This window comes from Oenococcus kitaharae DSM 17330, assembly GCF_000241055.1.
Taxonomy (GTDB): Bacteria; Bacillota; Bacilli; order Lactobacillales; family Lactobacillaceae; genus Oenococcus; species Oenococcus kitaharae.
Window position 1 is genome coordinate 904,416 of sequence record NZ_CM001398.1, and the last position, 14,278, is coordinate 918,693.

At 39.3% G+C, this 14,278-nt stretch carries 15 protein-coding genes, 1 tRNA gene and 1 other RNA gene; 12 read left to right on the forward strand and 5 right to left on the reverse strand.

The genetic code is table 11. The features are described 5' to 3' along the window. Positions 1-19 precede the first annotated feature (19 nt). From OKIT_RS04440 to OKIT_RS04450, 3 genes are all read left to right on the forward strand, one after another. Complete coding sequence (locus tag OKIT_RS04440; RefSeq protein WP_007745685.1) at positions 20-892, forward strand: conjugal transfer protein TrbL family protein; 873 nt, start codon at positions 20-22, stop codon at positions 890-892. Positions 893-1,154: 262 nt separating this feature from the next. Continuing rightward, positions 1,155-1,370: a hypothetical protein gene (locus OKIT_RS04445; protein WP_007745687.1), complete on the forward strand. Its 216-nt coding sequence runs from the start codon at positions 1,155-1,157 to the stop codon at positions 1,368-1,370. Between the two features lie 3 nt (positions 1,371-1,373). Next, complete coding sequence (locus OKIT_RS04450; RefSeq protein WP_007745688.1) at positions 1,374-2,498, forward strand: ArdC-like ssDNA-binding domain-containing protein; 1,125 nt, start codon at positions 1,374-1,376, stop codon at positions 2,496-2,498. 43 nt (positions 2,499-2,541) lie between these two features. Here OKIT_RS04450 and OKIT_RS04455 read toward each other — a convergent pair whose 3' ends face one another. Then, on the reverse strand, positions 2,542-3,411 hold the full coding sequence (locus OKIT_RS04455) for a LysR family transcriptional regulator (RefSeq protein WP_007745689.1): 870 nt from the start codon (positions 3,409-3,411) through the stop codon (positions 2,542-2,544). Positions 3,412-3,511: 100 nt separating this feature from the next. Here OKIT_RS04455 and OKIT_RS04460 point away from each other — a divergent pair, with 100 nt between their 5' ends. The 5 genes from OKIT_RS04460 to OKIT_RS04475 all read left to right on the forward strand — a co-directional run bounded on the left by OKIT_RS04460 (position 3,512) and on the right by OKIT_RS04475 (position 6,616). Beyond that, positions 3,512-3,991 carry a YbaK/EbsC family protein gene (locus OKIT_RS04460; protein ID WP_007745690.1) on the forward strand — a complete coding sequence of 160 codons (480 nt, stop codon included), beginning with the start codon at positions 3,512-3,514 and terminating at the stop codon, positions 3,989-3,991. A gap of 17 nt (positions 3,992-4,008) precedes the next feature. Next, a complete protein-coding gene (locus tag OKIT_RS04465; protein WP_007745691.1) occupies positions 4,009-4,791 on the forward strand; it encodes a PhzF family protein in 783 nt (260 codons plus the stop codon). Between the two features lie 56 nt (positions 4,792-4,847). Next, positions 4,848-5,543 carry an aspartate/glutamate racemase family protein gene (locus OKIT_RS04470; protein ID WP_007745692.1) on the forward strand — a complete coding sequence of 232 codons (696 nt, stop codon included), beginning with the start codon at positions 4,848-4,850 and terminating at the stop codon, positions 5,541-5,543. A 591-nt stretch (positions 5,544-6,134) separates the two neighbouring features. Beyond that, positions 6,135-6,203, forward strand: coding sequence for an SHOCT domain-containing protein (locus OKIT_RS09855; protein WP_081466759.1), 69 nt, complete (start codon positions 6,135-6,137; stop codon positions 6,201-6,203). 74 nt (positions 6,204-6,277) lie between these two features. Further along, on the forward strand, positions 6,278-6,616 hold the full coding sequence (locus OKIT_RS04475) for a DUF898 family protein (RefSeq protein WP_007745695.1): 339 nt from the start codon (positions 6,278-6,280) through the stop codon (positions 6,614-6,616). A 61-nt stretch (positions 6,617-6,677) separates the two neighbouring features. Here OKIT_RS04475 and OKIT_RS04480 read toward each other — a convergent pair whose 3' ends face one another. Next, positions 6,678-7,256 (reverse strand): PBECR4 domain-containing protein, encoded by a 579-nt coding sequence (locus OKIT_RS04480; protein WP_007745697.1) that lies wholly within the window; start codon positions 7,254-7,256, stop codon positions 6,678-6,680. 318 nt (positions 7,257-7,574) lie between these two features. Between OKIT_RS04480 and OKIT_RS04485 the strand changes: the two genes are divergently transcribed. Next, positions 7,575-8,615 carry a site-specific integrase gene (locus tag OKIT_RS04485; RefSeq protein WP_007745699.1) on the forward strand — a complete coding sequence of 347 codons (1,041 nt, stop codon included), beginning with the start codon at positions 7,575-7,577 and terminating at the stop codon, positions 8,613-8,615. Positions 8,616-8,760: 145 nt separating this feature from the next. Here OKIT_RS04485 and OKIT_RS04490 read toward each other — a convergent pair. Further along, positions 8,761-8,832, reverse strand: a tRNA-Glu gene (locus tag OKIT_RS04490). Positions 8,833-8,942: 110 nt separating this feature from the next. Here OKIT_RS04490 and ssrA point away from each other — a divergent pair. The 3 genes from ssrA to OKIT_RS04500 all read left to right on the forward strand — a co-directional run bounded on the left by ssrA (position 8,943) and on the right by OKIT_RS04500 (position 11,964). Beyond that, positions 8,943-9,290: a transfer-messenger RNA gene (ssrA, locus tag OKIT_RS09505) on the forward strand. Between the two features lie 206 nt (positions 9,291-9,496). Further along, on the forward strand, positions 9,497-9,745 hold the full coding sequence (locus OKIT_RS04495; protein WP_028291903.1) for a hypothetical protein: 249 nt from the start codon (positions 9,497-9,499) through the stop codon (positions 9,743-9,745). A 1,778-nt stretch (positions 9,746-11,523) separates the two neighbouring features. After that, positions 11,524-11,964 carry a hypothetical protein gene (locus OKIT_RS04500; RefSeq protein WP_007745703.1) on the forward strand — a complete coding sequence of 147 codons (441 nt, stop codon included), beginning with the start codon at positions 11,524-11,526 and terminating at the stop codon, positions 11,962-11,964. 775 nt (positions 11,965-12,739) lie between these two features. Here OKIT_RS04500 and OKIT_RS04505 read toward each other — a convergent pair. Beyond that, a complete protein-coding gene (locus tag OKIT_RS04505) occupies positions 12,740-14,059 on the reverse strand; it encodes a virulence-associated E family protein (RefSeq protein ID WP_007745706.1) in 1,320 nt (439 codons plus the stop codon). 2 nt (positions 14,060-14,061) lie between these two features. Then, positions 14,062-14,277 carry a hypothetical protein gene (locus OKIT_RS04510; protein WP_007745708.1) on the reverse strand — a complete coding sequence of 72 codons (216 nt, stop codon included), beginning with the start codon at positions 14,275-14,277 and terminating at the stop codon, positions 14,062-14,064. Position 14,278: the final 1 nt, after the last annotated feature.

Below are 14,278 nucleotides of genomic sequence, written 5' to 3' on the forward strand. Positions count from 1 at the left end.
TAGAAAAGGAGGCCAAAATATGAAAAATCTTGATTTTCACCCGGTTTTAGCAAGTTTCTTAGGCGATAAAATTTCAGAAGCAATTAATGACTGGCTTAAGGGTGTTTTTACAGCTGTTATGAATTTCATGACTTCTGGCTGTCGCGCTGTCTTTGATCAAATTGATCAACATGAGTCCGTTTTAGATCAATGGTATGGCATCTTCCTTACCTTCGCGACTTCCTTAGTGGTCGTGGTTGTCTTGGGAAGAATTATAGGAACTTTGCTAAAAGAAGCTGACGAAAGTACCGATGTTACTTGGGCCAACATTGTGATGGACAGTCTTAAATCAGCCGCTGCCATTCCTGTCATGGTCTTTTTACAAGGCTTTTTACTTAAAGCAATCGTGTTTCCACTTGGTAAGTTTATGTTTTCAATGAACAGCAACTATACAGCTTCAATGATTACGGGTTCAAAAAACATCGCCGGTACACTGGCCATTGGTTCAGTTATGTCACTTATCCTATTAGGATTTTTTGCGATTGTGACTGTCTTCTTCTTCTTTAAAATGTGCATTTTTATGGCGGATATGGCCTGGTTTTATTTAACCATTCCATTTGCAGCAATCAGTATCGCAACCGAGACATGGGATTATAGTGGCACCTGGTGGAAAAAATTAATCTACCTAAACGCGTCTATGCTCTCACAAATTTTGTCAATGACTTTATGCGTTTGGGGGGTTACCCATTGGGTTAGCAACGGAATTGGCGCTTTTGCTTTATCACTTGGTATGGGTTGGCTAGTCTTGCATACACCGAAAGCTATCGAAGATTTTTGGAGTTCAACCGGCGCTACCAAAGCTGGTTTAACTGGGGCAATGAGAATGCTAAAAAGTAAAATGAGCACTAGTTAGAGGAATACTGGTCAACGACACGGAGTCATCAGACCCTTGGTAAAATATCAATCAAAGTGCTAGTCACAAAAGTCGAAAAGGGAAGTTGTTTGATGCTAAGTTACAGCCTGACGATTTTCGATGGCACTTTCATTTTAATTGGGCATCGTCTATCACCCTATACCTTGTTCCAGTTGGTAAATCGGCCATTTGGGTTCACTTTACGGTTAAAAAAATCATCCCAAACAATGGCCGATATTAGAAAAGCAAAGGAGATTAGGAAATGAATAATGAATTAGAAGTCATTGCTAGCGAATTACCAGTTTTGGAAGTGAATGGCGCCTACAAGTATTTAGCAGAAATCAGTGGGAATGGCGCTTATTATCAAGTGGCCTGGCAAAGCTTGGCCGAAGGCTATGTTGCCCTTTATGGCACAACGCCGGTTCCAATGACCAGCCTTCCCACACTGAATGATATTTTTGAAGATGAGGAGGGATAGCTCATGCTGAGTAAAGCAGCAGTTTCATCTTGGAAAGCGCAATTAGTTACCCAAGCTGAACAACAAATCCTAGAATTAACCGATAGTGATCAATTCAAACAGTATCTTAATACGCTGGCCAAGTTTCATTATTATAGTGCCAGAAATATTAATTTAATCTATGCCCAGAATCCTAAAGCGACCCAAGTCTCGGGTTTTAAGCAGTGGCAGACTGATTTTAACCGCACCGTCAATCAAGGTGCTAAAGCCATTCGGATTGCAGCACCAATTATTAAGAAGTTAACACCAGCTGATCAAAAGCGGCTTGATACCACCGACGAACGTGCGATTGTTGGTTATCGCTATCTCCCCGTCTTCGATATCTCACAAACCAGTGGTCAACCAGTTTTAAATGCTAGTGATTTTGTCAAAGAAAATTTGGTCGATCATCAGAATGTCACGAGCTTGTATATCGCGTTCAAGGATTATCTAAACCAGAAAACTGATCTTCAAGTTAGTGAAGTGCCTTTAGTGAAGCTAAATGGTGCCAAGGGGTACTTTCAACCCAGTACGAATGAAATCGTGATTGGCGGTGATGAAGCAGATAATGCGCTAAAACTAAAGACGTTATATCACGAATATGCACATAGTCAGCTACACGGGTTAAAATCAGCCTTTAAAGATCACCCACGAGCCTATCAGGAAACGCAAGCCGAAGCTGTTGCCTATGTGGCGATGCAAAGTATTGGCGTTAATACCGGTAACTATTCACTCGGTTATGTGGCCACCTGGGCTAAAGACAAAGCCGTTATCCATAGTGCTTTAAGTGAGATCCAGCAAGTGAGTAACAAAGTGATTGAGCTTAGTGATGACTTAACCAAGCAATTGGGATTACAGGAAGCACAAAAAGATCCTGAACATGATTTAAAACAGCTATCAGCTAAAGCGCTGAATCAGTCTTATCAAGTTTTGCAGCAAGAAATTAAGCAAGCAATTAATCCACAACCAAAAGCACCATTAAAAGACCAACTGCATGATGTGCAGCAAGAAATTAGTGACCGAACTCAAAAACAGTTACAAGATTTTGTTAAACAATACCCAGAAGTTAGACAGCCAGAAGAACAATCATTTCAACGGATCCACAGATAGTTTATAAGCCCCTATTCATGGAGAATAGGGGCTTATTATCCTGTTAGGGTAATATATCAACATTTTCCATGATAAAGTCAATAAAAAACTGGCTGGCAATGGGTAACATGGCTGATTTTTGACTAATAATACCAATCTTTCGGGTTAGTTCGGGTTGGACTGGTAAAATAGCAACTTGGTACGCTGTTTTTTGTAAAACAAGTTCGGGTAGGATGCTTACACCTAAGCCCAATTCAATCATAGAGAGAATAGAATAATCATCATGTATTCTAATTTTGACATGTGGATCTAAATTAGCGGCCTTAAAAGCAGATATGGGTTCACTATAAGAACCCTCTTCTAATTCTAAAAAGGGTTCAGAGACCAGATCAGTCAAGGTCACAAATTTTCTTTGTGCTAAGGGGTGATTAAGGGGTAGCACCGCTCTTAAAGCACCTGATTTAACAAATTGAACTGCGGTATTTGGTAGGGCATCGGGACTAATAAAACCGAAATCAGCTTGATTAGTTCTCACCCACTCAGGAATAGTTGTGTAGTCACCTTGATGCAAAATGAACTTAACTTGTGGATATTTTTCTTGGAATTTTTGAATTAATACCGGTAACCAATGGGCTGAAATACTCGAAATTGTCCCAATTCTAATGGTCCCAGAACTTAATCCTTTGATTTCCTGCACCTTTTCTTGCATCGCTTGGTATTGGCGAATGGCGTTTTGGATTAAAGGGTACACTTGTGTGCCCTCTAAAGTTAACTGAATTCCTGCATGTGACCGATAAAGCAACTTAATTGAAAACTCATCTTCCAATGCAGCAACCATATGACTAACAGCTGATTGGGTATAACCAAGCGCTAAAGCCGCTTTGGAAAAGCTGCGAAGTTCAATGACTTTCTGCAAAGCTAAGAGGCGTTTCATTAATATTAATTCCTTTCATACTGGTATGACTATTATTTGTTTTACTAATGATTGAATTTACTATACATTAATCTTATTAAGATAACAAGGAGTTGAGCAAATGTCTTACCAAACTGCCAAACAATATTTTGATCAACTAGGACTCGCCGAACGGGTGACCCACCTAGATGAATCGAGTGCCACTGTTTTAGAAGCTGCCCAGGCTTTGAACTGTGAACCAGCGCATATTGCCAAAACACTTTCTTTTTTAGTCAATGAACAACCAATTTTGGTGGTCATGGCTGGAGACACGAAAGTCGATAATCACAAGTTCAAAACTGAATTTCGACAACGACCACGAATGATGCCGGGGGCTCAAGTTGAAGATGCAATTGGACATGCGCCCGGCGGAGTTTGCCCCTTTGTTACTAAACCAGGAGTGAAGATTTTTTTAGACGCGTCGTTGAAACGTTTTGCAACCATTTATCCAGGTGGTGGTGACGATCACAGTGCTGTTAAATTATCACTAGATGAGCTTGAAAAATACATTGATGTCGAACGATGGGTTGATGTATGTAAGGGTTGGTTAGTGAACGCGTAAAAAAGGAGGGTCTAGTCATGACCAAGAGTTATGTTGTTGATGCTTTTACAGATAAAGTTTTTAAAGGAAATCCAGCAGCGGTGTTGTTTTTGCCCAAATATCCCAGCGACCAATTAATGCAAAATATTGCGATGGAAAACAAATTATCCGAAACTGCCTTTGCTGTTAAACAAGATGCTACTCATTATGATTTACGGTGGTTTACCCCAGGTGGTGAAATTGATCTATGTGGGCATGCGACTTTAGCAACCGGTTTTTTAGTCTTTAAATATGCGGCTCCTGAAACTGGTGATACCGTCACCTTTAAAACCAAAAGTGGTGATTTAACGGTGACTAAGAAGGGAGAATTATATGAAATGAACTTTCCTTCTTATGACTTGAAACAGGTACCAGTCACTAAAGAAATGACTCAAGCGTTTGGCGCGCAACCAGAGGCCGCCTATTTAAGTAGAGATCTTTTATGTGTTTTCCCTGATGGCACTGATATTGAACAACTGAATCTCAATATGGATAAATTGAGTCACTTAGATGGTTTATTGCAGCATGCGACAGTTGCCAGCGATCAATATGATTGTGCTTCCCGCTCCTTTGGTCCCAAATTAGCGGTACCAGAAGATCCAGTTTGTGGCAGTGGTCACTGTCATATTGTGCCTTATTGGGCTAAGCGCTTAGGTAAAAACAAGTTAACGGCCTATCAAGCTTCACCACGGTCAGGAGTCTTATATTGTGACTATCAGGGTTCACGGACGTTGTTAAGTGGTCAAGCTGCCCTTTATTCGGTGAGTGAGATTTACGTTTAATCACGGGTCACTGACGTCAGGCGACTGAAATACTATTTGGGCGAGGATAAGAGATCATGAAAAAGTTAGGTATCATTGGCGGAATTGGTCCCGAAGCAACAGTTAATTATTATTTAGATGTGATCAAGGGAACCCAAAAAACCTTAGGAACCAATAAGCAGCTACCAGAAATCGTTATTAACAGTATTAATATGTATCATATGTTTGACTTACTAGAGCAAAAAGATTATCTCGCCGTTGTTGCTTATCTAGTCAAAGCGGTCAATGAGTTACAAGCCGCTGGCGCTGATTTTGGTTTAATGTGTGGCAATACGCCACACATTGTCTTTGATCAAATTCAACAACAAACTTCATTACCATTATTAAGCATTGTCACAACGGCTTTAAAACGAGCACAAAGCTCACACTTAAGCCGCTTAGCTCTTTTAGGCACCAAATTTACGATGCAAAATACATTCTTTAGCCAACCGTTTATTGATGCTGGTATTAAGGTGGTTTTGCCAAATCCTGACGAACAAACTTGGTTACATCAAAAAATTGTTGATGAATTGGAAAACGGCGTCGTTAAAAGAGAAACTAAGCAACAATTACTAAAAATGACACAACGGTTAATTCAACAATATCAATTAGATGGTTTGATTCTCGGTTGTACAGAGCTTCCTTTGATTCTTCAGCCAACTGATTTCTCTATCGCAGTTTTGGATATTGCCAAAATCCACATTGAAACGGCCATTCAAACTAGCTTAAATTAAGCCATTAAGGCTGGGGATTACCAGATTAAACTTACTAATAAATTGGTCATAAGCTCCATTATTCGAGCAGCTGATCGATTTTTGATTCTTAGGAGGATATCTTATGAAAACCATTGCTTATGGGGTTCGCAATGATGAACGCCCATTTTTCCAACAATGGGCCCAAGCCCATTCAATAAATGTTACGCTATGAAAAAGACAATAAAGAAATTGGTTTAAATTTTAGGAATCGCTTAGCTCATTGGTTTGCTATATCTGATAATGATATGGGTGACAAATTAGTAGGGAATATCCTTTATCTATACGCGAGTGTGCTAAATTCTATTCTTATTTTCTTATTGATGTCTGATCCGGAAAAACGGAGTAGCAAATCAACTAGACCAGCCAGATAGTTTTAATCCCGCAAATAAACCATTTTCTTATCGAAATGACGAAGACGTTAGTATCAAAATAATTGGTAGGTTAATTTATATAGCACAAGATTTGGGATAAGCACTGTGCATCGTCACGTTAATCCGTTTGTGAGAGAAAAAATGAAGAAAGAAAATAAATTGATTATAAGGAGACTAGTAGCAGGGATACTACTGTTAGTTGCTTGATTCTGGTGTAATTACTCAAGCTGATTTTGATGCTAAGAAAAAGCAACTACTTGGCTTATAGTTGCTAGCCACTTTGTGTAGCAGGGATACGTGCTACGTCCACGTTAATCCGCTGGGAATTATTTAGAGAGAATTATGCAGCAAGCTCAAACTTTAGAATCAAGGCACGGACGTAAATCATTTTTTGATGGCGGACTAGCACAGTTTATTGGCTATAAAATCCTTGGTGCCATTGTTACTTCCTGCACGCTGGGAATATGTTATCCATGGGCTATTACAATGATTTACGGTTGGCAAGCTAAACATACGGTTATCGAGGGACACAGGCAACAGTTTGATGGTTCAGCAGTCGAATTGTTTGGAATGTGGATCAAATGGCTTCTGCTATCAATTTGTACATTTGGAATTTATGCTTTTTGGGTCAATATCAAATTGTTAGATTGGCGTGCTCGGCATACTTATTTTCAAAACTAACTTTAGCCACCTTTCGTGGCGTACATACGTGCAGCAAGCCGTAATCACGTTAAAAGGTGAGCTATTGAACAATTTTAATTAGGCCTGTTTTGTTGTTCAAAAAGATAATTCGGTTAATATCAAAGCCACGTTTAATTTGAAAGCCCGTTTTTCTGGTCGATGAAATATCTAATAACGACTCCATAATTTGGTTAGATCCATCGAAAGCTTTGGTGGCAATAGCCAACGTCTCTTTGTCAGATCTAATTAAATAATCCGCAACTAAACGGTATGTATGATATTGATAAACAATTCGACATTGCAAGGAAACAACTTCAGGCAAAAAATCTAACATATGAATCTTATTCTTTAAAATATCAATGTTGCCATGAACCGGCGTTAACTCACTAAAATCTAAATTGCATTTTTTTAGATCATTCCAAAAAGATTGTGCTCCCTTTGAATATTTCAATCCTAGTAGGTGCATGAATTGATTTTCTTTAAATTTAACTGCAAGCGCTCGGTCGTTACCAATTTTGTCCTTGTAAAAATAAGTAATCGTTTGATTCAGAAAAGTATCTTCAAAAAAACGTTGTCCAGATCTCAAACTATGCAATGTGTCGCTATATCTAATGAAATTAGTAAATGATCTTCTTTTCATAAAAATAAAACGACTAAATTAATAGTCGTTCTCAATATGTAGGATGGCGTTTAAGGTGTCCTAGTCCACCATATTCTATTTTTTCCGTCTTAAGATTGACAGCTGGTAAGCGAATTCCAGCAACTCTAGGTTTTTAAAGATGCGCCAACATCTGCCAAGGAGTTAAACAATGGACAAACACGAGCAATGTCTGTCTTTGATTAGTTTAGCAAAATTAATTAAAAAAGTACGCTAATTTATAAAAAATTCTTTACAAATAGTAGACTATCCGATAATAGATATAGTTCACTCTATCGGTACAGTACATAAGGAGTTCTCATGGCTTCAATTAAAAAACGTGGCAATTACTGGCAAGTAAGAGTCACCTATAAAGATAAAGGACAGTATAAAACAAAAAATAAATCCGGATTCAAGTTTAAAAATGATGCTGTGATCTGGGCTTCCAAGATGGAATCAGGAGAACACGATTTATCAGAAACAAATACCACTAGTATTCTTTTCTCTGATTATTTTAAGCAATGGTACGAGACTTACAAATTAAATCTAGAAAACCAAACACTATCTGCATATAAGTCGACTTATCTGTTATTAAAGAAATATGAACCAGATACTTTATTGATAGACTTTAACAGAATTAAATTTCAACAATTAATTAACTTATATGGAAAAGATCATGCTATAAATACCGTTCGCAAAAGAAAAGTTTTAATCGCTGCCTGCCTGAAGGACGCTTACGCAGATAAACTAATAAAAGAACCAGTGGATTTGAGGATCAATCTTGTCTACAGCAACAAAGGCAAAGCATCAGACCTGAAATTCCTTGAAAAAGAAGAAGCACACAAATTGATAGATTACTGTCTCGAAAGCCACTCTTTAAGCAATTTTCTACTATTAACTTGTATTCTATCGGGCGCAAGGTTTGGAGAGATTAGCGCTCTGCAATCTGATGATATGGACAATAAAAAGAGAACCATTTCAATCACAAAATCAGCTGAACAAAAGACTGACAAAATAAAGGGCCCGAAGAACGAGACATCTAACAGAACTATTTCAATGCCAAAAGTATGGTTTGATGAATTAAGTAAATACGATTTTAATGACCAAAGATTGTTTCCCTATACAAACCAATCCATGAATCGACATCTTAAGATTTTGTGCGATAAATTGAACATAAAATCAGTGACTATCCACGGTTTAAGGCATACTCATGCAAGCTTGCTTTTAGCAAATGGTGTTTCGATGCAGTATGTAAGCAAAAGATTAGGGCATGCGAATTTAATGATTACAGAAAAAGTTTATTCTCACCTCTTGGAATCAAAAAGAAAAGAAGATGATGCGAAGGCTATGAGCATATTTTAGTGTGCAGAAAGTGTGCAGAATGTGCAGAACAAACATATTCATTCGTAGCGTAATGAAGTGTTATGGAAACAGCTGAAAGCCTTGATATAGAGCCTTTTAAGTACAAAAAAGGCTTCATACCAATAACTGGTACAAAGCCTATTAGTAGCTCCAATGGGGATCGAACCCATGATTCCGCGCTGAGAACGCGACGTCTTAGCCACTTGACCATGGAGCCAAAGCACGTTTAATATTGTAACAAAAAAAACAGCGAACAGCTCGTTTGCTAAGCAGGATACCCCAATCTTAGCGACAAAAGCGGCATGTTATAATAGATATGTGTCATTCGGGGTAGTTCCGGAATTCGACAGGTTATTACAAACATGGACGGCGTTTCCGTTTGTCGGGTCATAGACTGCAGAAATAACTGCAAAAAATAATGAACCATCTTACGCATTAGCTGCTTGATCGCAGTCGCGTAGCCCTTTGTTGAGTCCACGGCAACATTTTCGGCTTGATAGTGGATCTGCTGACAAGGTTTCTGTTCGGAGCCGACTTGGTGAAAACGAATCGAACTAGTCTTTTATCTAGAAGTTAGCAACTTGATCTAAGGCGAATTTGCTTGTTAACTATAAGCGTAGATGTTTATGTGATTGAATAATTTGGACATGGGTTCGACTCCCATCTACTCCATTGTGTTATGTTCTAAGGGCGTATAAAGCCCGTGGTTGAGGCATTTCTAAGTTTTACAGGGTTGTGGATAAGTCCTGATATTACTTACAAAAGTAATACGAAAAGTAATATCATTTTTAAGCAAAGTGAGGTTATGAATATGACTTTACACACACCATCAGTCTCTTAACTAAATTAGAAAAGAGATAAAAAGATGTCGTACACAGTAAATGAAGATACTTTTGACAGCACAGAAGATAAGGCTAATCATGATTGAAAATGAAGCATGGGACTTACTCGATAGAGCCACTCAGTACAGCACTCGACTAGAGAAAATGGTCGGCAGTCTGAAACTCGATGAGCTAAGCAGCAAGCAAGCCATTATCCGATTGAGTCTGATCTTGTCACTGTCGCAAGCGGTCAGAGATGATATCAAGACCTTTAAAGACGTGACTGAAATAGCCAGACCGACTAAGTAAACCTTATAGCAGACTAAAAAAGCGTCCATTATGGGCGTTTTTGTTTGCTTTATGGGGATGTTGTGGGCGTGTTTGCATGCACGCTTGTACACATTGCTGACGAAAGATATAGGTAAATGAATTAATAAATAAATAAGTTAGTCTGTATATATTTTGACCCCCGCCCCCTACTTGCTATTAGGAAGAGCGCACACATTGCCCTTTGCTTGTGTCAAAGCAAAATTTTTAAAACTTTTTGCCTACGGGGGATGTGGATAACTCGCCTATTTTTGCCTGAATCTAGCCTATTTTAACTGTTTTAGTTCGTGATTAAGTCATAAATATTATGAAATAACTGCAATTAATTGCCATAAAGCGAACGATTTTAACCGTTTTTCTATTGGGTGTAGGTTTATAGCCAGTCATAGCAAGGGTTTAGGGCGTTTTAAGCGATAATGTGGTGCTTATTCCAACCCTAAAGACGACCACGCTCTGATTAAATAGTGGCAAAGTGGGCGATATCTGTCGATTATTGACCTGTTTTAAGCCATTTTTACGCTGTTTTAGCTCGATTAGAACCACTTTCCTGTTACTTGGTAAGCAGTGTGATAGGCTTGATCTGCCGCTGCTGTCAACACTGCACAGGACCTATCATCAAAGCAACCTGTGTCCCGTCATAAGACGGTGGTTGATTAATGATCTTATCGGGCGTGACTAACGTCCACCCGTTCAAAAGTCCTGTCAGAGAACCTTAGATAGTTGTCTGCTAATCAGTCAAAACGACGGCTTAGGCAAGGCAAAGTGTCCTCATTCTTGTGCTGTCCTACTTTAGGACGATTGTTCAGAGTTCACAAGCGTAGCGATTTGCGACTGGTCACACTGCAAAATACTGAATTGAAAACCTGTCATCAAATCATGGCTAAGACTTGCTCATATAGATAAGCTGACTCGGCTGTTTACCGACTCAGAGAACCATTGCCCTGTCAGAGGGTAGTGGATTGGATCATCACTATTGTTTATCTGCGGTACTGATTTGGTACTGTGGCCATCACTGAAAGGGGGTACTGCTCTGTTATGCCCTTATAAGTGCAGGTTTTGCTGCCTAAATAGAGTCATTTTGCCTCGTTATTGCATACATTTCAGCTATTTTTGTTAGGTTTTAGGCTAGCAAAAGCAAGCATTTAGACTAGCATTTACTAGCATTTATGCCCTAAAATGCCATGATTTCATGTTGTGTTTTGTTAGGCTGTTTAATAACAATTCCCAACCTTTAGGCCATCCTTTGCCATCATTTAACCTTAGGGTTTGCAAGGGCGCTAGACCATCAAATACCATTATTTAACCTTATGAATTATCAGCATTGAACCTTAGCAATTCTTAGCATGTAAGCCTGATCCAACGGCTTTATAACGCTGATATAACGGCTTGCAACCTTTGCAACCTTTTGTTTTTAGGGTGCAACGTTTGTGTGCAACGTTTTTAGATTGTGTTGCAGTAGATTGACCCTCTAAATTTCATTTTTTGGCAATTTTTTACAAAGCGCCATCTATGCGCCGTTCTCTCTTTGACAACACCTTAGCCCCCATCAACCGATTATCAAAGCCGATCTATCTGCTAGCTTGCGTTTTTAGCTGAAAAACACCAGCGGTTGCTCACGTTTTTAGAGCTTTCCTGTCGATCTGTCGATCTGGTCAATACACCCGAACAGACGAAAGAGCTTCTCAGGGCTGTTTATTGCCCTGTATGGGGATGGCCGCTAGCAATTTGATAGTAATCTGCTATCAGATTAAAATAGACTTATGACTAAGCCAGTGATTGATAAGTTTGTGATTAAAACGATCCGTATTCTTGGCCAGAGTCTGCATTACTGCCAGACCTTTCCTGAACGGCCTTTTCTCTTGGCTGATGGGAATGTGTATCAGTGCAGTGAGTTGGCTGCTGCCATTGTTTCGGCTTTAAAAGATTGTCCACTGCTCACAGTAAGATATACCAGTCCTGAAGCCAAGAATACCTTTAAACTTGCTTTGTCCTTAAAGGATATTCAAGCCATGATCCATCGAGGCCGAACACAGACCTGTATCATGCTAAATATTGAACGGGAAACATTCATCAAAGCTCTAACCTTGGTGGATGTAGTAGCAGTGGCCGAGGCAGTTAAAAAATCGCCTATACAAAGAGTTTGCATACTCGATCATGTTTTTGCCTATAACCCGAGAAAGACCTTGATGAAAGTTGACTGAGAAGGCGATAAACAGAGCCATTGACCTTGTCTGTCGTCAATACTTTTTCTTAGCTTGTCGGCGTTTGTGGTGTTTTAAGGATACGTTCAGCCCTTATTTTGCCTATCTAAAAGCCCGTAGAAGCACTGATGACTATGAATCGTTTGCTAGACAAGACGAGCTGTTGAGAGTGTTATACCATCTCTTTCAGGCCTGCCCTATGTTAAAAGCTAAGTATCGCAGAAGAACTTTATCAATCAAAGAACTCTGCACAGTCTGCCATTGTTCAGAGGCTACTGTTAACAAACGGTTAAGAAATGAGCGGGCTTATTTTGCTGCCCATTTTGATCTGTTTGATCTAAATCAGCTAGGCAAACAGATACAAGATAGGAACTATAAAGGCATTGTGCTGCATATTTAGCGCATCCCCGCTGAGGGTATTTTTAACATATCGGGTCAAAAACTAACATAGATAACATGGCAACTAACACGGACAAACCTAGCAACCACGGGCATTAGAAGGGTAAATGTTAGTATGTTACCTATTTTTGCCCAAACTATCTATAATCACTTTTTATTTTTTTATTTTTTTATTTTTTCTATCTCAAGACTTTTAGAGAAAAATAACTAACATTTTAACATGAATGTCTTAAAAACGCCTGTATAGCAAGGCTTGCGCAGTTTTCACAATGTTAGTTTTTTGCATTTTGTGTTAGTTTTTAGCCGTTTTATGTTAGTTTTTTGGGGGTAAATGTTAGTTTTTTTAGTTCAGACAATAAAAAAAGACCTTTCGGTCTTAGGCTTTCATTTTTGTGTAGCCTGGTTTATTTTTCCAGTTAGCATATTGCCAATCGGGTTTAGTTGCCATAATCATGTTGATTTCATTTCTTATCGTTGTCCTTTCTTTTGGCTTGAGATATTGCTGATCTGTACGAACTATAACCTGTTCTAATAATTCTCTTAGCGAGAAGTGTGTACCGACTGTTGTCCCTGCTAAGATATCATCCAAGCTGTCTGTCACGTCATCGCTTGCCAGATAATCATTTTGCAAACTTTCGATCTGTTTGGTTTCGGCTTTGGTCGGGAAGATTGTATATCCATCACGATACAGAGAAACGGCTTGTCCCCAGAGCTGTGTTATCTCGTTATGAAGCTGATCTGTTTGACTAGGGTCTGTGATATCGGCTGTGCGCTTATCAGCGTTAGGATGTAAAACAAAGTATCTACGGTTACCAGTCCGATCCTTTAACGGTAGCGGGTCATTAGTCGTCATGCCGATAACAAAGTTCTTAGCGTACTTACGGGAAGTTCTTTCATAAGGTGCTCTGAACTGCAAAGTTGTTTCTGTGATAAAACTCTTCGTATCTTCAAAGCCTGTATGCTTGCTTGCCTTCATCTCATCATCGTTCACGATCCAAGCACCTAACATAATGGCTTGATTGTCTTTGTCCTTAAAATCGCTGACATTATCTGTATACCATTCAGGACGAACGGCTAACTTATTGAAGAAGGTTGTTTTGCCAGTGCCAGGAGCACCCTGCAAAAGTAAAACAAAGTCGAATTTAGCTGTGGGCTGAAAAACCTTTGTGACTGCGCCGACTAGCCAAATAGCAAACATTCTTACATTGATGTCTGTCTGTTCCACGCCTAGCCATTTAGTCATAAAGCCTGTGAGATGGTCTTGTTGATCCCAGTTATGAAACGCTTCATTTAGATAGTTTTTTAGCGGGTTGTAATGGTTAGCGTGTGCTAAGTCGTTAATGGCCTGATAAGCCAGGTCAGTTCTGATCTGATAGATAAATTGTGAATCAGCATAGGAGATTAAAGCACTTATTAAGTCATCATTGAAAGCGCCTGTGTGAATTGTGAATGAACCGATTTGTAAGTCTGTGGGATAAACCATTTCGATCTGTTCGGCAAAGTCATTGTATTTAATCACGGTTTGGCCAAAGGGGCGCAGCATCACAGATAGAATTTGCTTGGCATTGGTCAGGTCGTTGGCTTTCAGCGAACCGTCCATGTTGCGATGAAAGGAATCATGAATCGGGGATGCTGCTAATGACTTGATTTCATCATCGCTCGGTAAGGCCTGAATTTGTGGCTTGACAATTTTCATTGTTACCTGGTATCTGCCTTTTGAGTCAGCTCATAGAATGAGGCCAGCAAGGTCATTAAGTCAGGGTCTTGGTCTGGTGTATTCAGATAGCCAGCAACTTGATTGTTCAATTCTGCCAATGCGTGCTGATAGGTCTCTGCCAATATTTTCAGCCCTTTTAAGGAATATTTGTCAAAGAACTGTTTATCTTTAGACTCGATTGTTTTGTAGTCTGCCATG

Bases quoted from the DNA above. Each gene is read 5' to 3' on its own strand.
- OKIT_RS04475 (WP_007745695.1), top strand. From the start codon at position 6,278: ATGCAGCAAGCTCAAACTTTAGAATCAAGGCACGGACGTAAATCATTT.
- OKIT_RS04495 (WP_028291903.1), top strand. From the start codon at position 9,497: ATGAAGATACTTTTGACAGCACAGAAGATAAGGCTAATCATGATTGAA.
- OKIT_RS04470 (WP_007745692.1), top strand. From the start codon at position 4,848: ATGAAAAAGTTAGGTATCATTGGCGGAATTGGTCCCGAAGCAACAGTT.
- OKIT_RS04440 (WP_007745685.1), top strand. From the start codon at position 20: ATGAAAAATCTTGATTTTCACCCGGTTTTAGCAAGTTTCTTAGGCGAT.
- OKIT_RS04465 (WP_007745691.1), top strand. From the start codon at position 4,009: ATGACCAAGAGTTATGTTGTTGATGCTTTTACAGATAAAGTTTTTAAA.
- OKIT_RS04455 (WP_007745689.1), bottom strand. From the start codon at position 3,411: ATGAAACGCCTCTTAGCTTTGCAGAAAGTCATTGAACTTCGCAGCTTT.
- OKIT_RS04445 (WP_007745687.1), top strand. From the start codon at position 1,155: ATGAATAATGAATTAGAAGTCATTGCTAGCGAATTACCAGTTTTGGAA.
- OKIT_RS04460 (WP_007745690.1), top strand. From the start codon at position 3,512: ATGTCTTACCAAACTGCCAAACAATATTTTGATCAACTAGGACTCGCC.
- OKIT_RS04500 (WP_007745703.1), top strand. From the start codon at position 11,524: ATGACTAAGCCAGTGATTGATAAGTTTGTGATTAAAACGATCCGTATT.
- OKIT_RS04510 (WP_007745708.1), bottom strand. From the start codon at position 14,277: ATGGCAGACTACAAAACAATCGAGTCTAAAGATAAACAGTTCTTTGAC.
- OKIT_RS04480 (WP_007745697.1), bottom strand. From the start codon at position 7,256: ATGAAAAGAAGATCATTTACTAATTTCATTAGATATAGCGACACATTG.
- OKIT_RS04485 (WP_007745699.1), top strand. From the start codon at position 7,575: ATGGCTTCAATTAAAAAACGTGGCAATTACTGGCAAGTAAGAGTCACC.
- OKIT_RS04450 (WP_007745688.1), top strand. From the start codon at position 1,374: ATGCTGAGTAAAGCAGCAGTTTCATCTTGGAAAGCGCAATTAGTTACC.
- OKIT_RS04505 (WP_007745706.1), bottom strand. From the start codon at position 14,059: ATGAAAATTGTCAAGCCACAAATTCAGGCCTTACCGAGCGATGATGAA.